The 22209-nt window shown below is 33.5% G+C and carries 24 protein-coding genes; 10 read left to right on the top strand and 14 right to left on the bottom strand.

Features of this window, described 5'->3' with window-relative positions; translation table 11 throughout:
- Positions 1 to 25: 25 nt before the first annotated feature.
- The 3 genes from RVY88_RS06850 to RVY88_RS06840 are packed head-to-tail and all read right to left on the bottom strand — an operon-like array spanning position 26 to position 3244.
- Positions 26 to 928 carry a PhzF family isomerase gene (locus RVY88_RS06850; RefSeq protein ID WP_162167312.1) on the bottom strand — a complete coding sequence of 301 codons (903 nt, stop codon included), beginning with the start codon at positions 926 to 928 and terminating at the stop codon, positions 26 to 28.
- A 54-nt stretch (positions 929 to 982) separates the two neighbouring features.
- Entirely contained in the window at positions 983 to 2353 is a 1371-nt protein-coding gene (locus tag RVY88_RS06845; protein ID WP_002850497.1) for a M23 family metallopeptidase, read from the bottom strand.
- A 60-nt stretch (positions 2354 to 2413) separates the two neighbouring features.
- Positions 2414 to 3244 carry a prephenate dehydrogenase gene (locus tag RVY88_RS06840; RefSeq protein WP_002850498.1) on the bottom strand — a complete coding sequence of 277 codons (831 nt, stop codon included), beginning with the start codon at positions 3242 to 3244 and terminating at the stop codon, positions 2414 to 2416.
- Between the two features lie 172 nt (positions 3245 to 3416).
- Here RVY88_RS06840 and bamA point away from each other — a divergent pair, with 172 nt between their 5' ends.
- The gene (gene bamA / locus RVY88_RS06835; RefSeq protein ID WP_317051284.1) at positions 3417 to 5690 is read left to right on the top strand and encodes an outer membrane protein assembly factor BamA; all 2274 of its coding nucleotides are present in this window, start codon (positions 3417 to 3419) and stop codon (positions 5688 to 5690) included.
- Positions 5691 to 5717: 27 nt separating this feature from the next.
- On the opposite strand, the gene RVY88_RS06830 is transcribed toward bamA, so the two are convergent.
- The 3 genes from RVY88_RS06830 to RVY88_RS06820 are packed head-to-tail and all read right to left on the bottom strand — an operon-like array spanning position 5718 to position 8431.
- Positions 5718 to 6359: an MOSC domain-containing protein gene (locus tag RVY88_RS06830; RefSeq protein ID WP_162167311.1), complete on the bottom strand. Its 642-nt coding sequence runs from the start codon at positions 6357 to 6359 to the stop codon at positions 5718 to 5720.
- Positions 6360 to 7223, bottom strand: a complete 864-nt coding sequence (gene sppA / locus RVY88_RS06825) for a signal peptide peptidase SppA (protein ID WP_162167310.1) — start codon at positions 7221 to 7223, stop codon at positions 6360 to 6362. It lies immediately after the preceding gene.
- On the bottom strand, positions 7211 to 8431 hold the full coding sequence (locus tag RVY88_RS06820) for a metal-dependent hydrolase (protein ID WP_002850503.1): 1221 nt from the start codon (positions 8429 to 8431) through the stop codon (positions 7211 to 7213). The genes sppA and RVY88_RS06820 overlap by 13 nt, the downstream gene beginning before the upstream one ends.
- Before the next feature lie 100 nt (positions 8432 to 8531).
- Between RVY88_RS06820 and aroQ the strand changes: the two genes are divergently transcribed.
- Genes aroQ through fliY form a run of 9 tightly spaced genes read left to right on the top strand, consistent with a single transcriptional unit; the run spans position 8532 to position 15617 of the window.
- On the top strand, positions 8532 to 8999 hold the full coding sequence (gene aroQ / locus RVY88_RS06815; RefSeq protein ID WP_161780550.1) for a type II 3-dehydroquinate dehydratase: 468 nt from the start codon (positions 8532 to 8534) through the stop codon (positions 8997 to 8999).
- Entirely contained in the window at positions 8992 to 10014 is a 1023-nt protein-coding gene (locus tag RVY88_RS06810) for a M24 family metallopeptidase (RefSeq protein ID WP_065844760.1), read from the top strand. Before aroQ ends, RVY88_RS06810 begins: the two co-directional genes overlap by 8 nt.
- A gap of 3 nt (positions 10015 to 10017) precedes the next feature.
- Entirely contained in the window at positions 10018 to 10509 is a 492-nt protein-coding gene (folK, locus tag RVY88_RS06805) for a 2-amino-4-hydroxy-6-hydroxymethyldihydropteridine diphosphokinase (RefSeq protein WP_002850509.1), read from the top strand.
- Positions 10509 to 11816, top strand: coding sequence for a flagellar biosynthesis protein FlhF (gene flhF / locus RVY88_RS06800; RefSeq protein WP_010400968.1), 1308 nt, complete (start codon positions 10509 to 10511; stop codon positions 11814 to 11816). Before folK ends, flhF begins: the two co-directional genes overlap by 1 nt.
- Complete coding sequence (locus tag RVY88_RS06795) at positions 11800 to 12663, top strand: P-loop NTPase (protein ID WP_011732233.1); 864 nt, start codon at positions 11800 to 11802, stop codon at positions 12661 to 12663. Before flhF ends, RVY88_RS06795 begins: the two co-directional genes overlap by 17 nt.
- A 13-nt stretch (positions 12664 to 12676) precedes the next feature.
- Positions 12677 to 13027 carry a membrane protein gene (locus tag RVY88_RS06790; protein ID WP_002850511.1) on the top strand — a complete coding sequence of 117 codons (351 nt, stop codon included), beginning with the start codon at positions 12677 to 12679 and terminating at the stop codon, positions 13025 to 13027.
- Positions 12999 to 13703: an RNA polymerase sigma factor FliA gene (locus tag RVY88_RS06785; protein ID WP_002850513.1), complete on the top strand. Its 705-nt coding sequence runs from the start codon at positions 12999 to 13001 to the stop codon at positions 13701 to 13703. Before RVY88_RS06790 ends, RVY88_RS06785 begins: the two co-directional genes overlap by 29 nt.
- Positions 13703 to 14794, top strand: coding sequence for a flagellar motor switch protein FliM (gene fliM, locus RVY88_RS06780; protein WP_002850515.1), 1092 nt, complete (start codon positions 13703 to 13705; stop codon positions 14792 to 14794). Before RVY88_RS06785 ends, fliM begins: the two co-directional genes overlap by 1 nt.
- Positions 14787 to 15617 carry a flagellar motor switch protein FliY gene (fliY, locus tag RVY88_RS06775; RefSeq protein ID WP_002850517.1) on the top strand — a complete coding sequence of 277 codons (831 nt, stop codon included), beginning with the start codon at positions 14787 to 14789 and terminating at the stop codon, positions 15615 to 15617. Before fliM ends, fliY begins: the two co-directional genes overlap by 8 nt.
- Positions 15618 to 15689: 72 nt before the next feature.
- Here fliY and RVY88_RS06770 read toward each other — a convergent pair whose 3' ends face one another.
- The 8 genes from RVY88_RS06770 to RVY88_RS06735 form a co-directional block, all read right to left on the bottom strand.
- Positions 15690 to 16442 carry an ATP-binding protein gene (locus RVY88_RS06770; protein ID WP_002850519.1) on the bottom strand — a complete coding sequence of 251 codons (753 nt, stop codon included), beginning with the start codon at positions 16440 to 16442 and terminating at the stop codon, positions 15690 to 15692.
- Positions 16439 to 17125 (bottom strand): 5'-methylthioadenosine/adenosylhomocysteine nucleosidase, encoded by a 687-nt coding sequence (locus tag RVY88_RS06765; RefSeq protein ID WP_162167309.1) that lies wholly within the window; start codon positions 17123 to 17125, stop codon positions 16439 to 16441. The genes RVY88_RS06770 and RVY88_RS06765 overlap by 4 nt, the downstream gene beginning before the upstream one ends.
- Positions 17122 to 18039, bottom strand: coding sequence for an ACP S-malonyltransferase (gene fabD / locus RVY88_RS06760; protein WP_002850523.1), 918 nt, complete (start codon positions 18037 to 18039; stop codon positions 17122 to 17124). Before fabD ends, RVY88_RS06765 begins: the two co-directional genes overlap by 4 nt.
- A gap of 8 nt (positions 18040 to 18047) precedes the next feature.
- Positions 18048 to 18620, bottom strand: coding sequence for a peptidylprolyl isomerase (locus RVY88_RS06755; RefSeq protein ID WP_162167308.1), 573 nt, complete (start codon positions 18618 to 18620; stop codon positions 18048 to 18050).
- A gap of 20 nt (positions 18621 to 18640) precedes the next feature.
- Complete coding sequence (locus RVY88_RS06750; protein ID WP_162167307.1) at positions 18641 to 19522, bottom strand: tetratricopeptide repeat protein; 882 nt, start codon at positions 19520 to 19522, stop codon at positions 18641 to 18643.
- 3 nt (positions 19523 to 19525) lie between these two features.
- Complete coding sequence (locus tag RVY88_RS06745; RefSeq protein ID WP_002850529.1) at positions 19526 to 20047, bottom strand: OmpA family protein; 522 nt, start codon at positions 20045 to 20047, stop codon at positions 19526 to 19528.
- Positions 20048 to 20133: 86 nt separating this feature from the next.
- Positions 20134 to 21399 carry a Tol-Pal system protein TolB gene (gene tolB, locus RVY88_RS06740; RefSeq protein WP_002850531.1) on the bottom strand — a complete coding sequence of 422 codons (1266 nt, stop codon included), beginning with the start codon at positions 21397 to 21399 and terminating at the stop codon, positions 20134 to 20136.
- A complete protein-coding gene (locus RVY88_RS06735; RefSeq protein WP_162167306.1) occupies positions 21396 to 22208 on the bottom strand; it encodes a TonB C-terminal domain-containing protein in 813 nt (270 codons plus the stop codon). The genes tolB and RVY88_RS06735 overlap by 4 nt, the downstream gene beginning before the upstream one ends.
- Position 22209 lies beyond the last annotated feature (1 nt).

Below are 22209 nucleotides of genomic sequence, written 5' to 3'. Positions count from 1 at the left end.
AAATTGGTAAATATCGGCTCAAAACTTAAACCTCAAGCTCAGCGCTAAAAACAATTACCGCTCTTCCTGTTATCTGTACAAGAGTCGGTCTCGTGCCTTCTTTAGTTACATTTACTTCCATCACGCCTGTGCGTCCTATCGCTTCGCCTTGCGTTGCTTTGAATTTAAAACTTCGCAAATCACTGTTGCCAAAAAGTTCATAATGCACAAGGTACGCCCCTAAAGGTCCGTTTGCATTTCCAGTTACTGGATCTTCATTTATACCTATAGCAGGAGCAAACATACGTCCGTGCACTAGAATTTCAGCATTTTGATCTAGCGTAAAAACATAATACCCGTTACAACCTATCTCTTTACTAAGTGATATTAAAAGTTCGAAATTCGGTTTTAAAGAGTGTAAAACAGAGTTTGAGTTGATAGCTATCATTACTTTTGAATGTCCGGTAGATGCGATGCAAACCGGACATTTTGAGTTTAAATCATCGCTCTTGATACCAAGCGCTTCGGTAAGCTTTTGTACGATCTGCCAAGAAAATGGTTCGCCGATTTTGATCTCGCCTTGAGTCATCACTATAGAATAATCATTGCCGCATCTGTTTATATCTACAAGAAGATTTCCGGCGCCTGTTTTTTGCACTACTTTAGTAGAATCTAGTCCGAGCTCTATAGCTCTAGCGTAATGAGCGGCTATAGTAGCGTGACCGCATATAGGAACTTCACTTGTCGGAGTAAAAAAGCGTACCCAAACATCATGACTCGCGTCTTTAGGAGATAAGATAAACGCCGTTTCTGAGTTATTTAGCTCTCTTGCTATGCGCTGCATCTGCTCATCGTTAAGTCCATCGGCGTTTGTTACTACTCCAGCCGGATTACCATAAAGCTTTTGAGTAGTAAATGAATCGACTTGATAAATGCGGTATTTTTTCATTTGGCTCCTTATTAAATTTACCACTATAAATTTACTGATTTAAATCAAATCACTTCAAATTTTCTTATCAATAACCTTTTTTGAAAGCTCGAGAACATCGTATACGTTATCTTTCATCCATTTATTATCCATCCATTCCTCAGGTCTAACTTCTATACCTTGAACTAAAACTCCAAAATGCAAGTGATCCCCAAGAGCAAGTCCGGTAGTTCCGGTAGTTCCTATAAAAGCATCTACGCTTAGTTGCTCTCCAACATTTACATTTGTGCTATTACAGTGACCATACAAAGTATAAAGCCCAAATCCGTGGTATAAAATTATATTTTGACCGTATATGCCGTTTTCTTCGTTAAATACTACTACCGAAGGATTGCTAGTTGCTATTTTGGCTCCTGCTGTGCTAGCTAAGTCAAGACCTAAATGCCAACTTTCGCTTACGTCATTTCCACCATAAGTATAAAAACGATGATCTCCGAAACTAGCTACCGCCGCTCCGTTTCTAAGAGGATAAAAAGGATCTATATAAAAGCCATTCATTGATTTTTCAGGCACTTTTGACGTGATTTCCGCTATTTTTTTCTCATTTGAAATTCTAAGCGTTTCATTTACGAATTTAAATCTAGCAAGCTTATCCATAGCATTAGGATCTGTTGCATATTGATTTGCAAGATCTAGTATTTTACCATCTAAAAATCTATCGTTCAAAGCTATTTTTGAGATTTTATACTTTCTGTCTTGCAAAAAGTATCTTATGCGCATATTGCTTTTATTTCCGGCCATATCTTCAGCCACTACATCTGCGCTAAACTCATTTTCAGAACTAGGCCACGCTACTAAAGATGAATAATAACCGTCTTTGTAAAACGGTGTGACTTTAAATTTTTTACCGTAGTTAGTCTGTATATATACATCTTTTATATTATCATCACTAGCCCTAAATACTACAGCTGCCGCGCCGCCTTTTGATATCTTATAAGACTGGTTTAGTATATATATCTCTGGTCTTTTTGTATCTACTAAAAGTTTTGAATTTTTCACGGATTTATTTCCGCCAAAAAAATTCCATTTGCTAGTATCTATCGCTTCCACTATTAAAGTATAAGTTTTTTTCTCATCAAATATAGCATTTTTAGGAAAAGCTATGTTTAAATTTACTTCTGTTTGGCTATCATTAAACTCTTTAGATAACAGAACTTGACTCGCAGAACCGTCGTTTAAAACTATTTTTATAAATTTAATACCTGCATTATCTGTGATTTTAAGAGGAATAGGAGCTTTTAAATTCCAATGAGTTTCATTTTCCAAAGCTATGTTAGGAGGTTCTTTCTCAAGTATATTTAAATTTGAAATACTTACCACTATAAATATAGACAAAATTATAATAATACCTATAATAATAATTTTAAAACCTGAATTTTTTCTCATCATGCTACCTTATTAATATATTTTTTAGATCGTGATTATATCAAAATATTTTGAATTTAACTATAAAATATCTCTCAATCCTCTAGCAGTTTGCATCCACGCTTTTAGTTCATCCCACTGATCGTTTTCTATCATATTCTCACAAATTTCAAGCTCTTTTTTAAAAGAATTTATCGCGTTTAACACGTTGGATTTATTTTGCTTAAATATATCTGACCACATTTGCGGACTTGACTTTGCTATACGAGCCATTCCGCTAAAACTACCTCCAGCAAGAAGCAATATATTTCTTTTATCCTCTTCTTTTAAAGTTGAGCTTACAAGACTGTAACTGATGATATGAGGAAGATGAGATATAATTCCTACATGATGGTCATGGCTTTTTGAATCCATAAAAACTATCTTCATACCTGCGTGAGATAGTATCTCAACTGCTCTTTTTACGTGATTTTCACCTGCATTTTTATCATCGCATACGACAACTACGGCACCGTTTAAAAGAGTTTTAAATGCCGCTTTAGGTCCTGAGTTTTCAGTTCCTGCCATAGGATGAGCAGCCACAAAGTTCTCTTTTATCTCATCCGGACATGATTTTAATATCTCTACTTTGGTTGAACCAAGATCTATTATAGTCGTACTTTTTGGTATATCTTTTAAATTTTGAAGTATTTTGATAATGGCCTCCACAGGAATAGCCAAAAATATCATATCGCATCTCTTTTTCATCTCTTCAAAGCCTATTATCTCATCGACTAAACCGAGCTTCAAAGCGTCACTCTCGTTTTCTTTATTAAGATCATATCCGCTTACTTTTGTTATAAGTTTCATATCTCTTAAAGCAAGACCTAAAGAACCTCCGATAAGTCCTAGACCTATTATGCCTACGTTCATATAAATTCCTTATTTTTTGTGGATTATTATACTTTAAATTTAATCAAAGTTCTAGCAATTTCCATTAAATTTGACCGATAAATTTAGAAAACGTAACGTGTTTAAATTTAATAATATGTTAAAAATAATTATGATACTATAGCCAATCACACTTTGCATTAGGTAACATTATATGAAAAAAATATTATTTTTGAGTTTAGCGGTGGCTGGAGCATTAAATGCTGTAACTATAAAATCAGTGACCTACAAAGGGCTTATGCATCTCTCAAATGAAGTTGCAAACGATATTTCAGGACTAAAAATAGGAGATGAGCTAACAGAAAAAAACTCAAATAAAGCTATTTTAAATTTATACAAACAAGGTTATTTCAAAGATATTTATATAGAAGAAACCGATGGAAATGTAGTAGTAACCTTAAAAGAAAAACCTATCATTGCGAGGCTTGATATACAAGGCGTTGTTACAAATGATAAAAAAGCTATAGATAGCATACTTAGTGTAAAAAAAGGTCAGATGTATGACGAACTAAGTATAAATAACGCAAAAGATAGAATAAGACAGTTTTACGAAACAAAAGGATATTTTGATACAGTCGTCGATGTTGAAAAGATCCCATTGAATGGCAATGATAGCTCACTTCATATAATAATGACCGTAAATAGAGGCGAAAACATTATAATACAAAATGTAAATTTAGTAGGCTCAAAAGTACTTGATTACTCAGATGTTGAACCCGCGGTATCAAATAAACAACGTGAATTCATGGGCTGGATGTGGGGAAGAAATGATGGAAAAGTTAAAATTTACGATCTCCCTACAGACTCTGGAAAAATAAAAGAAGAGTATCTTAAAAAAGGTTATTTAGACGCTTCGATTTCAGATGCGTATCTAAATACATATTTTGATAACTATACGGCAGATCTTACTTATTACATAGAAGAGGGCGAACCTTATAACGTAAATGATATAACTATAGACGCTCCTAGCGAACTTGAACTTGATAATGAAAACATTATTAAAAAATTTAAACTATCAAAAGGAGACAGACTAAACTCAGCGTGGCTCAGAAAAGATATAAGTGATCTTGAAAATATAGTCGCAGATAAAGGATACGCTTATGTAAAAGTCTATCCTCAAACACAAAAAAATGAGATTGATCACACAGTAGATATTACATATCAAGTAGTACCAAACGATAAAGTATGTATAAGAAACGTTATCATATCTGGAAATGATAGAACAGTCGATAGGGTTGTCAGACGCGAATTGTACTTAACAGAAGGAAATTTATATAATAAAACGGATCTAATCGACTCAAAAAATGCACTTAAAAGAAGTAGTTATTTTGAAGATGTAGAAATAAAAGAAAATAGAGTAAATAAAGAACAAGTCGATCTAGAAGTTGTAGTTAAAGAGACATCAACAGGAAGCGTCACGGGCGGTATAGGATACGGTACTAGCGATGGTTTATTATTAAATGCCGGGATAAGCGATACAAACGTATTTGGTAGCGGATATAAAGGTAGCGTGAGCGTAGATAAAAGCGATGATACTTTAAGCGGAAATATAGGACTTACAAACCCTCGCGTTATGGACTCTGCATATAGCCTTGGCGGAAATATTTATGCAAACGATTATGACTGGAACGAGTATAATGAGAAAAATTACGGCTTTAGTTTAACGGGCGGCAGAAAAATAGGAAGATATACAAACGCATTTTTAACATATCAGATAGAACACAGCAAAATCACTGGACTTGATGAGTTTTATAGAGACGCCGGATATCTAAACGGAACAAATATAAAAAGCTCGATAATTCCTGGTATAACATTTAATAACACGGATGATTATTATATCCCAAGAAGCGGTATAATAGCATCTACTAGCTTTGAATACGCAGGAGCAGGCGGAGATATAGAGTTTGTTAAAAATAAAACTAGTTTTAATTACTATCTTGGATTAAGCGACTATATAGATTATGATCTTATCTTAAGATATAAAGCGGCATTTGGATACTTATGGAATAGCGACGAAGCTAAACTACCTATAAACGAAAAATTATTTTTAGGCGGCATACGAAGCGTAAGAGGATATAAAAATAGAAGCGTAACTCCAAAAAAACATATATGCAATCCAAAAAGAAGCGATGGCAGCGTCATAAATGCTTGTAAAGATATAGAAACCGGCGGTAAAATATCGTTTAGTAACTCAGTCGAAGTAAGCTTTCCTATTATAGATCGTCTTAAAATGCGTGGACTTGTATTTTTTGATTACGGTATGATAGGCGATGATAGTTTAAATGAGATCAAGCGTTATAGCACAGGTGTTGGTATAGAATGGCTAACACCTATAGGTCCGCTTCAAATATTTTACACTCGACCTCTCAATGACAAACCAGGAGATGACACAAGTAGTTTCGAATTCTCTATAGGAAGAAGATTTTAGTATTTTTGAATTTAACCAGATAATTGGTTAAATTCCGCTCATATATGAGCTATCATAAATTCCTTTTAATCTCTGCTTTATAGCTATATCCCAACCGCTGGTTATGGTAGTTACTTTTTCAAATTTAGATACTAAGTTTAGATTATCTTTTGGAGAATAAAATAGCATATTTAATTCAAATTGCACTATTATGACCTCATCTCCGGCTTTACAACTTCCCGTTTCTAAAACGCGGTAGTACCACCCAGTAAGACCGGTTTCAAATATATATTTCGTAAAACTTTTATTATCCCAAACTCCTGAGAGTTTAAAACATGGCTTTATTGGCTGAGAAACTTGCAAAACAAGAGTTCCTATTTTATGTATATCGCCTATACAAACATTGCTTTCGTGCATACCGTCTATACAAAGATTTTCACCCATAAAACCTTTTTGCATATCTTTTTCTAAGTATTTAGACCATATCACGTAGTTTTGCAAACTATTTGCAAAAACCGTTTTTTCTAAACCGCCGTGATGCTTTGTATCTTTTATCTCATCACCCTTAAACCCTAATTTATCACAATATATCTCTTCGCAAACAGGCTCTTTTAACATACCGGTTTCAAAATAAGTTCCGGCTCCGGTAATCGTTTTTATCTTTCCGGTATATAAAGAATGAAGCGTCATCTATCTAGCCTCGTTGACAAATAACATTTTTAAAGCTAAGTTTGTACTCTCTTTTGCTAAATTTGAGATAAATTTATCCATAATAGGCTGTTGTTTCCAGCTTGGACTAGCAACACCGCTTAATAGTTCTAGTTCACTTTTAACCTCAAAATAGCTTTTTACGTCATCAATTAGCCCGACGCTTTTAGCATCGGGAGCTAAAAATACTCTGGCATTTGCCCAAATATCTTTTTTATCAATATCAAGATTTCTAGCCATAGCTACATCCGTATAGAACATCTCGTAACTTCTATTTACTAAAGATTGAAGCTCGTTTTTTTCATCTTCATTCCAGCCTCTTATAAATGTTCCTGCTTCTTTATATTTTCCGGCTTTTATAGTTTGAGTGCTTACGCCTAATTTTTTAGCAAGTTCTTCAACATTTGGTGATTGTACGATAACTCCGATCGAACCTATAAAACTACCGCGATTTGCATATATTTTATTTGCCCAAATAGACGAATAGTAGCTTCCGCTTGCCATTGTACCAATAGCATATGCAATAACTGGTTTTATACTCGCCAAATCTTTTATAGCGTCGCTTATCTGTACGCTAGGAGCCATTGAGCCTCCTGGACTATCTATATTTAACAAAACACCTTTGATAAAACTATCGTTTTTAGCTTCATAAATTTGACTAAGTATCTCGCTTTCATCGATTATAGCACCTTTTAAGCTTATCTCGGTTAAATTTGCGATCTCGCTTTTTCCACTATTTACAATAATCAAAATAACAATTAATAAAAATACAAAACTCTTAAAATATTCATTAACAAATTTAAAAATAGCTCCGATTTTTGAAAATATAAATTTTAAAACAGACATTCATTTCCCTTTATATATAGTTTTTTTACAAATTTAGTATGAAGCAAAATCTCCAAAACAAGCTGTTCTTTAGAATTCACACTTATACCTTTGATAATAGATATATCAGCGATTTTACCGCTTTTTATAACACCAAGCTCCAAACCCAAACTCTTAGCAACCGCATTTGTCGAGCTAAATAAAAGTATCTTTGACAGCTCCAAAAGATCAAAATCACTATGAGTAAAAAGCGCCGCTCTAAGCTCATCAAAGAAATTTAAACTTATATTTGAGCTAAGTCCGTCGGTTGCGATATTTAGACTTATGTTACTATCAAAAACTTTTTTTAAATTTAACTTATTTGACAACAATCTGTTTGAAACAGGACAAGTAGTTATGCAGTGGAGATTTTTATCAAAATACTCGAAATACTCGTCTGCAAAAACGCAGTGAGTAAATAGAGTACGAATGCCATCAAAATAGTTTAAAAAACTCTTTGGAGTATAAAAAGGCTTCACGTCTTTACTAAAATTTCCAAGCCATATTTTAAACTCTCCGTCGCCATTTTCAAGCCATCTTTTTTCATGTTCACTTTCTAAAAAATGGGTTGATACTAAAAGATTATTTTGTCTTGCTAGATCAAGAACTCTTTTAGCTAGTTTAGGATGAGTAGAGTATGGCGAATGTATAGAAACGGCGGGGATAAATTTATCACTTTTAAATTTCAAACTATTATTAAATTTGGTTATAAATTTATCCCAATTGTCGGATAAATTCTCGCTATTTGATCCCAAAATTTCATTAAAAAATATAAATCTCGCCCCAGAATCGGCGCAAATTTCGGCTTCATTTCCAAAACTAGAAATCTCTCCTATCGTACTAATACCGCTTTTTAGCATAGTCGTTATAGCATTTTTGATTATCTTATTTTTGGCTTGCTCGCTAAGATTATCTCTAGTTTTTATCACACTTTTTAGCCAAACTATAAAATCACCATAATCAAGACTTGAAACATTTGAACTAAACTCAAGATGAACGTGCGGATTTATAAACGCAGGCATTGCTATATCATCTTTAAAATCCATTATTTGAGCATCCGGATAAATTTTTATAAGATTATCAAAGCTAGATATTTGTTTTATATGCTCATCAAAAGCTATAGCGCTATCTTCTAAAATATCAAAATTATCGTTACAAGTTAATATATATTTTGCTTTTATGATTTTCATCTTTTACCTCTTAAAAGAAGGCAATTATAGCAAAAATTTAGCAATATTTCTGTACAATCGTAGTTAAAATATTTTTTAAGGATTGTAAATGGATGCTCAAATGAAAATTATGGTTATACAAGGTCCAAATATCAATATGTTAGGCAAACGCGAAACAAATATCTACGGCTCAATGTCAATGGAAAATATTCATGAACAGATGAAAACAGTTGCCGATCAAGCCGGAGTAGAAATCGAGTTTTTTCAAAGCAACTTTGAGGGCGAAATAGTAGATAAAATTCAAGAATGTCTTGGTGAATTTGACGGTATAATTATAAATCCGGCTGCTTATACGCACTCATCTATAGCTATTAGAGATGCTATTTCTGCGGTGAAACTTCCTGTTATAGAAGTACATATAAGCAACGTATATCAAAGAGAGGAATTCCGACAAAAAAGCTTAATAGCACCAGTTTGCGCAGGACAAATAATAGGCTTTGGTCCAGTAGGTTATCATTTAGCAATGATGGGGATGCTTCAAATTTTTGAACAAATAAAAGCAGTAAGAGCTAGACAGCAAAATGCGTAATTTTATCTTAAAAGATGAAAATGCCGTATTTTATGAATGCGGCTATAGCTGCGATAATGAGATATATATAAGTATTTGCGGTGAAAACTTTTTCATCACCGATGCGCGTTATTCAATAGAAGCCAGACAAAATATAAAAAACGCTCAAGTGATAGAGATACAAAGTTCTCTCATAAAAGAAGCTAGGCTACTTTTAAGAAAACTTGGCGTAAAAAATTTATACTTCAACCCAAATGATTTTACTTTTATGCAATATAGCGCTCTTAGCTCGAATTTAGATATAAACTTCATAGCAAAGCCAAACTTCTCGCAGATAAAACGCATGATAAAAAAAGATTTCGAGATAGATATTTTAAGAAATGCTGCGCGAACGGGGGCTTGCAAATTCGATGAACTTGCAAATTTTTTAAATAAAAACTTAAATTTGAGTGAAGAAGAAATAAATTTTCACACACAAAATATCTTAAAAGACAGCGGAAAATTAGGGCTTAGTTTTGAGCCTATAACCGCTATAAATTCCAACGCGGCAAAGGCTCACGCCATGCCTACAAAACTGAGATTGCAAAAAGGAGATCTGCTATTAGTAGATGCCGGAGTTAAATTTAAAAGATATTGTTCAGATAGAACAAGAACTATAAATTTTGAAAACGGTTTTAAATTTGATAAAAATCAAAAATTTAAAGATAGCAAAAAAGATGAGATTTTTAACATAGTAAAAGAGGCTCAAGCAGAGGCTATAAAAGCGGTAAAACCCGGTATAGCAGCTTATGAAGTAGATAGAGCCGCTAGGGATTATATAGCTAAGTTTGGATATGAAAAAGAGTTTTTTCACTCAACAGGACATGGAGTCGGTCTTGATATACACGAACTTCCTATAATCAGCAAAAATAGTCAAACTATCTTAGAAGAAGGAATGGTATTTAGCGTGGAACCAGGAATTTATATAGAAAACGAGTTTGGCATAAGAACCGAAGATGTTGTTGTAGTAACAAAAGATGGATGCGAAGTTTTATAAACGATGCAAACTATATATTTAGATGACGCAAAGTGTATTATGAGATCTAAGTTTTTTCCGTTATTTAACAGGCTTGATAAAGAGATTAAATTTAAATATACAGCCTTTATAGGTCTTGGCGGAAATATAGGAAATACAAAAAAACGTTTTGAAACTTTTTTACTAAATTTAAAAAAAGATAGACGTTTTTTTATCAAAGAGTGTTCGCCCATACTAAAAAATAAAGCTTTTGGATATGAGTCGCAGGACTATCTAAATGCCGTAATAATGATAAAATCGTCGCTATATGCAACGCAGATACTTAAGATAATGCAATATTATGAGTTTAAATTTAAAAGACAAAGACCATTTAAAAATGCACCACGAACACTTGATCTTGATATTTTATATTTTAGTAAAAAAGTAAGAAAATCAGCTAAACTCACAGTTCCACATATCGGGGCTAAAGAGAGAATTAGCGTGATAATCCCAATTGGACTAATGAAAGGAATATGATGGCCACAGTACTTAAAACTTTCACTGGAGAAAGCGCTATAGAAGCTCTTAAAAAGGCGAAAGAAGAGTGCGGTGAGAGTGCTATGTTAGTCACCACAAAGCAAATTCAGCCAAAAACTCTGAACAAAAAACCTGTTTATGAGATTTTAGTAAGCGTTGAAGAAGAGACAAAATCTCCTACAAAAGAGAGTATAAAAGAGATAAAACAGCAGATATCGGCGTACACAAAGGCTTACGAAAAACCTCCTTTAGCCCCTCCTAGTATAGATGAAAGCGTACTTTTAAATATATCAAAAGCAGCTAAAGAGATAAGCAAAGTAGCAAGTTTGCCAGATATCTCGATCCAAAATCAAACCGAAAATGAAGAGTACAATAAAAAAATAGATGACGTAGCAAAACAGGTAAATAAACTAAATGACAAAATATCTATGATAGCAGATATGATATGGGATGATAAAGCTGAAGCTAGAGGCGATATCACTATACCGCCTGAATTTTCTACCATATATAAATTAGCAAAACAAAGCGGTATGAAAAACGAGCATCTAAAAGCCATTATGCAAACCACTATACAAAATATGCCCGCTTCTATGAAAAACAATCCATCTGCGGTAAAAAGATATTTTTACTCGCTTCTTAGAAATATGTTGCCTTGCAGAAGCGAAAGTTTAGAAAGCAAAAAGCAAAGAATTATGATGTTTGTAGGACCAACAGGAGTCGGTAAAACCACGACTCTTTCAAAACTAGCTTATAAATTTGCTCATTCAGGAGATATAAGATATAAAACAGGCATTATAACTCTTGACACATATAGATTAGGAGCAGTAGAGCAGCTATTTCAGTATGCTAAGATAATGAGTATACCGATACTTGACGCTATAGAACTAGAGGATTTTAAATCAGCATTAAAGAGTTTAGCAAGCTGTGATCTTATTCTTATAGATACTATGGGAAGCAGTCAATACGACAAAGATAAACTAATAAAATTAAACGGCTTTTTAAAAGGATGTGGAACAAAAATAGATGTGAATTTAGTTTTATCGGCAGGTTCAAAAATTGAAGATTTGATTGAAATTTACAATAATTTCTCATTTTTAGATATCGATACGTTAATCATAACTAAATTTGATGAAACAAAAATCTTTGGAAATGTTTTTTCACTAGTATATGACACGAATACTCCAGTTAGCTTCTTCTCAACCGGACAAAACGTTCCAGATGACATAATGGAGGCAAAAAGCGAGTTTTTAGTTCAGTGTGTTTTAGATGGCTTTAATAAAGGAGATGAAGATGGATCAAGCAGATAAGTTAAGAGAGCTTATGATATCAAACAAAATAAAAAAATCAACTCACTTTATAGCCGTAACAAGCGGCAAAGGCGGAGTCGGTAAATCAACTATAAGTGCAAATTTAGCAAATATTTTAGCAAAAAACGGATACAAAGTAGCTCTTTTTGATGCAGATATAGGTCTTGCGAATTTAGACGTCATCTTAAATGTAAAAATTCAAAAAAATCTTTTAAACGTACTAAAGGGCGAATGCGAACTATCAGATATCTTAGTCAAAGTAAAAGATAATCTTATATTAATTCCAGGTGAAAGCGGTGATGATATATTTAAATTTAATGATCAGTTCGTGCTAGAAAAGTTTATCTCAGAAGCTAGCATACTAAACGGTATTGATTTTATGATAATAGATACCGGAGCTGGTATAGGAGCTAGTACTCAGGTGTTTTTAGAAGCGTGCGATGAGATTATAGTTGTGACGGTTCCTGATCCAGCTGCTATAACTGATGCTTACGCAACAATAAAAGTAACATCAAAGATGAAAAAAGATATATTTATGATATTAAATATGGTCAAAAATGAAAATGAAGCTATCAGAATATATGAAAATATAAAAAAAGTAGCCAAAACAAATATAAAAAGTGAACTAGATCTAGAACTACTAGGATATTTAGAAGCCGATAAACTGGTATCTAAAAGTATAAAACAAAGGACGCTTTTTAGCGATGATGTGCCACATATCAGTCCTAGTATACAACTCAAAAAAGCTGCTAGTAGGCTGCTTTATAAGTTGGAACGAAAAGTGCTTGACGATAAAGAAGATAGAAGCTTTGGTGGATTTTTTAAACGTCTTGTAGAACAATTTTAATTAAGGTAATTATGTGAGAGCAGAAAACTTTATAGCTTTTTTCACTGTTTGTGGATTTTTCATAGGTCTTATGTTTGTAGTTGTAAAAACTAATGAACCTATGGAGCTTATTTTATATACTTTACTAATTACATTTTTCTTCTATTTGGTTATTCATATAGTTATCATGAACTATGTTGATGCAAATAGAATAGGTCGAAGGTATTTCAACAAAGACAGGTATGAAGAAGTAAATGACTATCTAATAGCGGAATTAGCTTTAAGGGAAAAGAAACTAGAAGGTGCGATACAAAAAACAAATGAAAACATCATACTAAAAAAATCAGGTAAAAAACATGAACGAGTTAAAGCAAAAGCAGCTTGACGCTTATCAAAAAGAGATAAAAAAAAGCCAAGATGAACTCGTTTTATCATATATGCCTGCTCTTAGAGCTATGGCTTTTAGACTTAAATCCAGACTTCCTAGCTCCATAGAAGTAAATGATCTAATAAGCGTAGGCGCTACTGCTATGGTAAAACTATCAAGAACATACGATAAAGAGCAGAACGATAGCTTCTGGGGATATGTAAAACAAAGAGTTTATGGTTCTATGATCGATTATTTAAGAGGTCTTGATTTTCTTAGTAGAGGAAATAGAAAACTAGTAAAAGATATAGACAACGCTATAAACGAGTATTTTAATAAATTTGAGTGCGAACCTGACGATGCTTATTTAGCAAAGATTTTAGGTGAAGATGAAGCAAAGATAAGAGAGGCTAGAAATCTTAGTGATGTATCCGCTACATTCCCCATAGATGAACAATCTCAGCTTCTTAGCGAATCAGATACCGAAAGCAAAATAGAAAAAGACGAACTCATACAAAAGATCACGGACGTTTTAAACGAATTTGGCGAACGAGAACAGATGATAATACAACTTTACTACTATGAGGAACTAAGTTTAAAAGAGATTAGCGATATTTTAGGTATTACCGAATCTAGAATTAGTCAAATTCATAAAAGACTCATTACAAAAATTAGAGAAAGGCTAGGCTTTTAATGGCAGATATTTTAAGTCAAGAAGAGATTGATGCCCTACTTCAAGTCGTAGATGAAGACGGCGATGCGGCAGTAGTAGATACTACTCCGCACCCAGAAGATCAAAAACAAGTAGTAATCTATGACTTCAAAAGACCTAACCGTGTCAGCAAAGAACAACTAAGAGCTATCAAAGGAATTCACGATAAGTTAGCTAGAAATTTGGCTTCTCAAATTTCTAGTATAATGAGAAGTATAGTAGAAATTAGACTTCACTCGGTTGATCAAATGACTTATGGAGAGTTTTTGATGAGCTTGCCAAGTCCGACTAGTTTCAACGTATTTTCAATAAAACCACTTGATGGAAATTGTGTTTTGGAGATAAATCCAAGTATTGCTTTTCCTATGATAGATCGTCTTTTAGGCGGAAACGGGGACGGTTTTGAAAGCAATAGAGAGTTGACCGATATCGAGATAAACCTACTTGATGCGATACTTCGCATAATGATGCAACGCTTAAAAGAGAGTTGGTCGATGATAACTGATATGTATCCAAACGTAGAAGCCAAAGAATCTAGCCCGAACGTCGTACAAATCGTAAGTCAAAATGAGATTGTCATTATGGTTGTTATGGAGATTATAATCGGAAACTCTAGCGGTATGATAAATATATGTTATCCAGTTATTTATCTTGAACCAATCCTTAGTCGCCTTGCAAACCGTGATATAATGCTAGGAGAAACAAGCGCTAAAAAAAGTAGAAACAAAGAGCTAAAAACATTGATAGGGCGCGCTGAAGTTCTTTATGAAGCTATACTTGGAAGAACCGTTATAAGTGTAAACGAGTTTTTAAATTTACAAGAAGGTGATATACTAAGGCTCGATAAAAGCGCTGATGACAAAGCTATAGTTTGTATAGATAAAAAAGATGTATTTTTAGCTCAAATCGGACTTCATAGATTTAGAAAATCTATAAAAATAGAAGAGCTTATAAAAACAGATAAAGATGAAATAAAAAATATCTTAGAACAGTATGAAGAAGAGCGCAAAGCAAAGCTTATGGCATATCAAGAAGAAACTGAAGAAACAGAGGAAGAAGAGGACGATGAATAGATTTTTAGATATATTTAAAAATGAATGCAAAGCCACTATAGAAGGACTTACAGGAAACTCACCGGCAATAGGTGAAACAGCTGAGTTTGACGCTGCGACTCAAAACGGTATTCAAACGCCTATAGTAGTAGCAAATATCAACGTCAGCGGAGATATAAACGGCAAGATAATCTTCATAGCTACTCCACTTCTAATAACTGCCATAAATGATCTTATGTTAGGTGAAGAAGAACCTACTAAAAACTTAAATATAGGCGACGATGAACTAGATGCTAGCAAAGAGATATTTTCTAATATTTTAAGTGCAATTTCTACTAGTTTAACGGCTGCTAAAGATATGCCAAAACTAAGCTTTGAAATTCAAAAAGTAGTCTACCTAGATGAAAATCAAATTCTAGATTTAAGTTCATATGAAAAACTATTTTTATGTCCCGTTACAATGGGTGATATAAATGAACATATCGGCTTAGTTATTGATTTTGCATTCAACAAATACTTCAATAAATCAGATGAAAAACATACAAAAGAGATACCGCATCTAAAAGCAGATATAACAGAAGAAATAAAAAATATCGGTCTTATCATGGATGTGAGACTCCCTATAAGAGTTAGAATAGGATCTAAAAAAATGCTACTAAAAGATGTTTTATCTATGGATATAGGATCGGTTATAGAGCTAAATCAACTAGCAAATGATCCTTTAGAGGTGCTGATAGGAGATAAGCAAGTCGCTCTTGGTGAAGTTGTTATAGTAGATGGAAACTTTGGAGTTCAGATCACTGAGATAGGAACTAAAAAAGAGAGACTAGAGCAATTAAAATAGTTCCTAAATTTAATAAATTTATTAATCCGATATAATAGAAATCGCACTAAATATATTTAAATTTAAAGACTATTACAGCTGCTCGTTCAAATCAAAAAACGTATCTCTATGTATATTTTCAAACGCAGCTTGTAAGCTGGTAAATAGTTTTGGATTTTCTTTTTCAAGCCCTGCTAAAAGCTGTTTTGTTTCATGCCTTGCATGAGGCATTTTCACGTCAAATCTCATTGCGGGACACGCTTCATCGCCTATCACAAAAAGATTGTTTTTAGTAGCATTATCTCTAAGCTGACGCTCTCTAACATTTATGAGAGGTCGTATCAGCACTAGTCCGTTTTTTGCTCTGTATTTTGGAGCAAGCGTTCTTAAAGCGCCGTTATAAGTAAAATTCATAAAAAAACTCTCTGCCGCATCATCAAGATGATGAGCGATCGCTAGTTTATTAAAACCGTGTTCAAGCGCATAAGTATAAAGATATCCGCGTCTCATACGACTAAAAAAGCTACAGAAACTCGAATTTTTCCTGATTTTATCTTTGCTTATTTCAAATATAGAGCTATCGATAACGCTATGTTTTATGCCATGTTTCTCGCAATGAGCAGTTAAATATGCATAGTCCTCACCCATACCATAACTAAGCGTTACGGCTTCAAACTCAAATTTATCGGGAGTAACGTTTTGAAAATGCTTTAGTATATGAGCTAAAGCCAAGCTATCTTTACCGCCGCTTAGCCCAAGAAGTATTTTATCGTTTTTCTCAAACATCTTATATTTGGCGTTTGTTTGACCTACTTGACGAATGAGTTTTTTACTCAGATCTATCATAAATACTCAACCATATCAAGTACGAATTTAGCAGACGTATTTGCAACTTCTACTACAAACTTATCAAAGTCGATCTCAGCACCGCCGCCTGCTTCATCGCTTATGGCTCTCATCAAAAAATATGGGATATCAAGAGTAGCGCATACTTGACCCACGCTAGCACCTTCCATCTCCACGGCATCAGCATCAAAAGTAGATTTGATCCACTCTTTTTTTATAGGATCACATATAAATTGGTCTCCGCTAGCTATAACTCCACTAACAAGATTTACGCCGTTGTTAGCAGCAACTTTTTTTGCTATATTATTTAGTTTTTCATCTGTTTTTTCATACACGTTTATACCAGGAACATAACCGTAAGGATGACCAAACGCGCTTATATCGAGATCATGCTGAACAGTACTTGTAGCATAAAGGATATCGCCTATCTTTAATTTTTCATTTAATGCTCCGGCAACTCCTGTAAATAACAGTATTTCACAACCGAATTTTTCAATCATCAAAGTAGCAGTCAAGGTAGAGTTTACTTTACCTATCTTTGAATAAGCAATAACAAGCTCGTGATTTTTATATTTAGCTAGATAAAACTCGTTTTTGCCATATTTTAGTGTTTCGTAATTTTGCAGCTTATTTAAAAGCAGAGCGATCTCTTCAGGCATAGCGCCAAGAATTGCTATTTTCATGCCAACTCCTTCAAACTCTCTTCTAAAGAGCTTAAATTTGAAATGCTATAAGTAGGTTTTGATGTTATTTTTTTGTTTAGTCCTTTTAGTACGCTAGAACCAAACTCTATAAAACAATCAACATCGTTTTCATAGTTTTTAATACTTTGTTTATACAAAACAGGTTTTACTAGCTGAAGTTTTAGGAGCTCCAAAGCTTCAGTTTTACTAGTATAAACTTTAGCTGTAACATTTGATATAACAGGAGAAAACTCATCTTTTATAATAGATTTAAGCTCATCATAAAGTTTAATACTAGCACTATCAAGAAGCGGACAGTGACTAGCTACGCTCATATCTAAAAGCATAGCTCTTTTAGCACCGGCTTCTTTAAATACTGGCTCAAGCTCTATAAGATCGCTTTTTACTCCGGCTACGACTATTTGTCCATCGCAGTTATAATTTGCAGCCCAAACGCTTTTTGATGATTTTTCGCAAATACCTTTTACGATATCATCATTTAAACCGAGGATAACCATCATTCCGGCATTTTTACCTTGACAAGCTTCGCTCATAAATTTACCTCTTAGATGAACAAGGTTTATAGCATTTAGCATATCAAAACCGCCGCTAACGCTAATAGCAGAAAACTCGCCCAGCGAGTGACCGAATGTAAATTTAGCATTGATATCGATATTTTCTTTGAAAGCAAGAAAACACATAAAAGAATTTAAAACAATAGCAGGCTGAGTAAATTCAGATATACTTAAGCGATCATTTTCTTTAAACATAAGTTCTTTGAAATCAATCTTACAAAAATCACTAGCGCTATCTAAAAGATCTTTTGCGGCTTTGAAATTTTCATAAATTTCAGCCCCCATACCAAAATTTTGAGAGCCTTGACCGGGAAATAAAAAGGCAACATCGCTCATCATATATACTCTTAATGATGATGTTTTCCGCAGCATCCGCCGCCATGCTCATCATGATGACCTCCACCACAACATCCTTCGCCATCGTGATCATGATGATGACTTCCTCCGCCACAACCGCAAACGTGAGGCATAACAACTACGCCAGTTAGCTCTTCATCTGCATCAGCGTCTCTATTTTCAGTAATTTTTACATTAAACTCAAGGTCTTTACCGGCATATGGATGATTAAAATCCACAGTAACATCATTATCGCTGATTGATTTTACAGTAACTCTAACAGTGCTTCCGTCTTCGCCCTCGCCAAAGAGCTCCATACCTTCATTTAACTCTATTCCTGCAAATTGTTCTTTTGGAAGTACTTGAAGAGCGCTATCATCATATTCACCTAAACCTTCGCTAGCAGGTATGCGTACGGTAGCATTTTCGCCTAATTTAAGATTTATAACTCCGTTTTCCAAAGCTTCTAAAACTTGATTTTTCCCTGTAACAAATGCGATTTCTTGTGCATCTATATTTGACTCCAAAAGCTCACCTGTTTTTGCATCTTTAAGCTCATAAAACATTTTTATTACTTTTGACATTATTTTCTCCTAAGGTTGAATTATTTACGTACCGGTGAAGCTTTTGCTTCTTTACTATCTGGATATGCTTGTCTCAATGCATTATAAAATTTATTAGCATTTTTTGTATCGCCTATTTTATCAAAACTAATTGCGGTATGATACAAAAGTTTTGGCATATAAGTGCCTTTCTGACTCAGTTCAACACTTTTTTGGTAGTACGGTATAGCATCTTTATAGTTTTTATTTGCGTATTCTATCTCGCCAAGCATAAAATTTGAATAAGCAGGTTTATGCTTTTTCTTTACTAAAAAAGCATATGCTTCACTAGCTTTTAAATACTCTTTATTATTATAAGAAGTATCGGCGTCTTTTAAGACATCTGCGAGATTCATATCATCAAATTTAGTTACCGATTTCGTATCTTCGATCTTGTTATCTTTTATAGTGGAACTACTATTTTTTTCCGCTGCTTGATTTGCAACTACCGAATCTATCAATGCGCTTAGCTCAGATATGGCTTTAGTTATTTTTTTATAATTTTCATCTTGTATAGTTTTATTTTGTTTTACTATACTTTTTAACTCTGTAATCTCTTTTGTAAGATTTAGATCTATAGAATTTACTCTGTTTTCTAGATCGGTGGCTCTGTTTTCTAGTTTTAAATTTGTCTGATTTAAGCCATCTAAGATACTTCTTAAGCCTTCGATATTCTCTTGTGCTACATTTATATCAGACTGAACTGAGCCGATATTTTGGTTTAATTTTTCAACTTTTTCTTTGTTTTTTAGTAGAATCTTTTCATTATCTGTAAGTCCATACGGATTATCTTGATTTAAATTACCTGCATCAAATACTGAAATTTCAGCGAATAAAGAAGATGCAGCCCATAAAAAGGCTGCTATAAAAAGATCTCTTCTCATAAATTATGGAAGAATTTTGAACTCATCACGACGATTTTGAGCGTCGCAAGCTTTTGTTCTTTCAGTACATACAGGTTTGCTCTCGCCATTGCTTGTAATCTCGATTCTATCTGCACTTACGCCTTGAGCTACTAAAGCATCTTTAGCAGTTTTAGCTCTTTTTACGCCTAGAGCGTAGTTATACTCATCACTACCCCACTCGTCACAGTTTCCTTCAACCATAATTCTTAGGCTATCTGCACCATTTTGGTTAAATAATGAAGCATTTGTACCAACAACACCTTGCATATCAGGGCGTATATTAAATTTATCAAAATCAAAATAAACATTTTTAACTTGGCTTTGAATTTGATTCATTAGAGCATTTAATCTCTCTGCATCGCTCATTGTGTCAGTATTTGACATACCATTATTGTTTGACATTTTGTTTGCATCTGCATTCATATCTACTTCTGGTGATTTTGAACTACAACCAGCTATGAATAAAGCAGCAGCAACAGCTGAAACTAAAACTAAATTTTTCATTTCCTACCTTTGAATAAAAATTTTGTCGCAATTATATCATATTTTACAATTTTTGCGTCATTTAAATTTAAAAAATTCCAAAAAAATTACCAATCTATTGATTGCAATTTACCTATTCTTAATGGAAATTGGAAGCTCTTATTTTCATTAACACGGATTATGCCTACGGCACTCTCGTTGCCAGCATTTTTAATAAATACAATGCTTCCTCCATCACTTGAAAACCTAGGATAAGTATTTACTCCTCCTGATGTAAGCTGTCTTATATAGTCACTTTTTGTAGAGATTAGATATAGATTAAATGTTTTAGCAGAGTAATCGCCAACGCTCTCTCTACTTGAATAAACAACGTAATTTTGATATGTACTTACGGAGTTATTATTTTTACCGTGAAATACCATTTGTTCTACTGCACCACCATTGATACTAGTTGCAAATATATTTGGATAACCTAATCTATCGCTTACAAATACAACTCTTGTATCATTATCTACAAAATTTCCATTAACATCAATACCTTTAAAATCAGTTATTCTACTCTTTTTTTTAGTTGTAGTATCATAAATATAGATATCGCTTTGATCGTCTGGCGCCATAGTTAGTAAAACTTTAGTTCCATCGCTGCTAACATCAGATGCGACTAACATACCTCCGCTTTGCGTAATTTTAGTTTTTTTACCAGTAGCTAAATCATATTTATACAAAGTAGGAACTAAATTTATATACGTTGTATAGTAAAATGCACTTTGATCTTTGTTTGCCCATTTAGGAAATATATTTAACCCGCCGCTAAGAATTACTTTTTGATATGTTAAAGTATAATCGGCAACTATAATATTACTTTTGCCAGGAGATGTGTATTGTGAAATTATAATAGATTTATCCATCCAATCAATAGGAGATAAATTTAAATTTCTAGCTATCGTAGCAATGCTTTTATGTGCTAAAAACGGGAATTTGGCAAGTTCTGCTTGACTAAAAGTACCTTCAAATCTCACACTGCCGTTTTTCGCATTTAACAACTTAACTTTTAGAGTTAATCCATTTCCCTCTACCCCAAGAGCGTATCTTAGTATAAGTTCTGGATTTTTGTCATTAGCTAAATTTGTTCTGAAATCTCCATCATAACTACTAGTATAATAATCTTCAATTACTTCAAAAGATGAACCTACTTTTAAATCTCCTATCATTAGCTTAAAAAATCTATTTTTAAGTGTGTTATTAGCAAAGTTCGTAGTCGCATCTTGAACTACTATTCTAGGTAAAACTAATCCTTTGTTAACGACCTCTATAGTCGCATCCGCCGCACTAAGCCCTATACAAAAGGCAATTAGCAAAAACAATTTTCTCATTGTATCTCCGTATCAATTTGATCTCTTAATGTTAAAGCAACAGAAGTTGTAGTATTTGTAGGAGGCGTAGGAAACTGAGTCTCTTTAAGTCTCTCTAAAAATTCTTTTACCTTGCTGTTAAATTCCTTGTTGTACGACAAGGAGATGATATTGTAACTAAACTTTCCAAATTTATCTATGAAAATTTGAACCTTAGCATCGTTATTTGTATCAGCTTTGTATGATACCCATTTTCTTTGAATAATTTCTGTAATATCACCCATAAATTTATTATATTCTCCAGTCATGCCGGCCGGAGGTGCTTTTGCAGTGATATCTTTTTGTAAAGCATTTAATATATCAGTAGCACTTTTTGATGATGAACTTGTTTTTTTATCGCTCTTTTTATTGCTTTGAACAGCTTGTTCTTTTGGTTTTGGGGTTGGTTGTTCTACTTTTACATCGCTAAAAAGCTCATTTAAATTTACGCTAGGAGCGGGTTTTGGATCTAATACAGGAGTTGGTTTTGGCTCCTCTACTGGTTTTGGATTCTGCTTATTTGTAGTTTTTGTTACTTCTTCTTGCTCTTTTTCTTCTGTTAACTTAGCTTCTATTTTTTCTTCTGCTTTTTTTGGAGCGGTTATAGTATCTGCAACCTCGGTTTGCACTACAAATACATCCATAAAAGCATCTTGCTGATTTGTATATTTTTTTGGGTCTTCTGCTGTATAAATTTTATAAAATAAAGATATAATTATACAAACATAGATAAAAATCGCTACTACAAAAGAGTTTAAAGTAGGATATTTTGCACCGATTTTTCTTGACATT

Origin of the sequence: Campylobacter sp. TJR-1, assembly GCF_032840035.1 — a bacterium.
GTDB lineage: Bacteria > Campylobacterota > Campylobacteria > Campylobacterales > Campylobacteraceae > Campylobacter > Campylobacter fetus.
Note: the sequence above shows the minus strand (reverse complement) of the source record. Positions and strands in the feature narration are given on the sequence as shown.

Coding starts and splice junctions, on each gene's coding strand:
- RVY88_RS06850 (WP_162167312.1), bottom strand. CDS start 928: ATGAAAAAATACCGCATTTATCAAGTCGATTCATTTACTACTCAAAAG.
- sppA (WP_162167310.1), bottom strand. CDS start 7,223: ATGTCTGTTTTAAAATTTATATTTTCAAAAATCGGAGCTATTTTTAAA.
- fliY (WP_002850517.1), top strand. CDS start 14,787: ATGAATAGATTTTTAGATATATTTAAAAATGAATGCAAAGCCACTATA.
- fliM (WP_002850515.1), top strand. CDS start 13,703: ATGGCAGATATTTTAAGTCAAGAAGAGATTGATGCCCTACTTCAAGTC.
- RVY88_RS06750 (WP_162167307.1), bottom strand. CDS start 19,522: ATGAGAAGAGATCTTTTTATAGCAGCCTTTTTATGGGCTGCATCTTCT.
- RVY88_RS06785 (WP_002850513.1), top strand. CDS start 12,999: ATGAACGAGTTAAAGCAAAAGCAGCTTGACGCTTATCAAAAAGAGATA.
- fabD (WP_002850523.1), bottom strand. CDS start 18,039: ATGATGAGCGATGTTGCCTTTTTATTTCCCGGTCAAGGCTCTCAAAAT.
- RVY88_RS06830 (WP_162167311.1), bottom strand. CDS start 6,359: ATGACGCTTCATTCTTTATATACCGGAAAGATAAAAACGATTACCGGA.
- bamA (WP_317051284.1), top strand. CDS start 3,417: ATGAAAAAAATATTATTTTTGAGTTTAGCGGTGGCTGGAGCATTAAAT.
- RVY88_RS06820 (WP_002850503.1), bottom strand. CDS start 8,431: ATGAAAATCATAAAAGCAAAATATATATTAACTTGTAACGATAATTTT.
- flhF (WP_010400968.1), top strand. CDS start 10,509: ATGGCCACAGTACTTAAAACTTTCACTGGAGAAAGCGCTATAGAAGCT.
- RVY88_RS06795 (WP_011732233.1), top strand. CDS start 11,800: ATGGATCAAGCAGATAAGTTAAGAGAGCTTATGATATCAAACAAAATA.
- RVY88_RS06840 (WP_002850498.1), bottom strand. CDS start 3,244: ATGAACGTAGGCATAATAGGTCTAGGACTTATCGGAGGTTCTTTAGGT.
- folK (WP_002850509.1), top strand. CDS start 10,018: ATGCAAACTATATATTTAGATGACGCAAAGTGTATTATGAGATCTAAG.
- aroQ (WP_161780550.1), top strand. CDS start 8,532: ATGAAAATTATGGTTATACAAGGTCCAAATATCAATATGTTAGGCAAA.
- RVY88_RS06845 (WP_002850497.1), bottom strand. CDS start 2,353: ATGAGAAAAAATTCAGGTTTTAAAATTATTATTATAGGTATTATTATA.
- RVY88_RS06810 (WP_065844760.1), top strand. CDS start 8,992: ATGCGTAATTTTATCTTAAAAGATGAAAATGCCGTATTTTATGAATGC.
- RVY88_RS06755 (WP_162167308.1), bottom strand. CDS start 18,620: ATGTCAAAAGTAATAAAAATGTTTTATGAGCTTAAAGATGCAAAAACA.
- RVY88_RS06770 (WP_002850519.1), bottom strand. CDS start 16,442: ATGATAGATCTGAGTAAAAAACTCATTCGTCAAGTAGGTCAAACAAAC.
- RVY88_RS06765 (WP_162167309.1), bottom strand. CDS start 17,125: ATGAAAATAGCAATTCTTGGCGCTATGCCTGAAGAGATCGCTCTGCTT.
- tolB (WP_002850531.1), bottom strand. CDS start 21,399: ATGAGAAAATTGTTTTTGCTAATTGCCTTTTGTATAGGGCTTAGTGCG.
- RVY88_RS06735 (WP_162167306.1), bottom strand. CDS start 22,208: ATGTCAAGAAAAATCGGTGCAAAATATCCTACTTTAAACTCTTTTGTA.
- RVY88_RS06745 (WP_002850529.1), bottom strand. CDS start 20,047: ATGAAAAATTTAGTTTTAGTTTCAGCTGTTGCTGCTGCTTTATTCATA.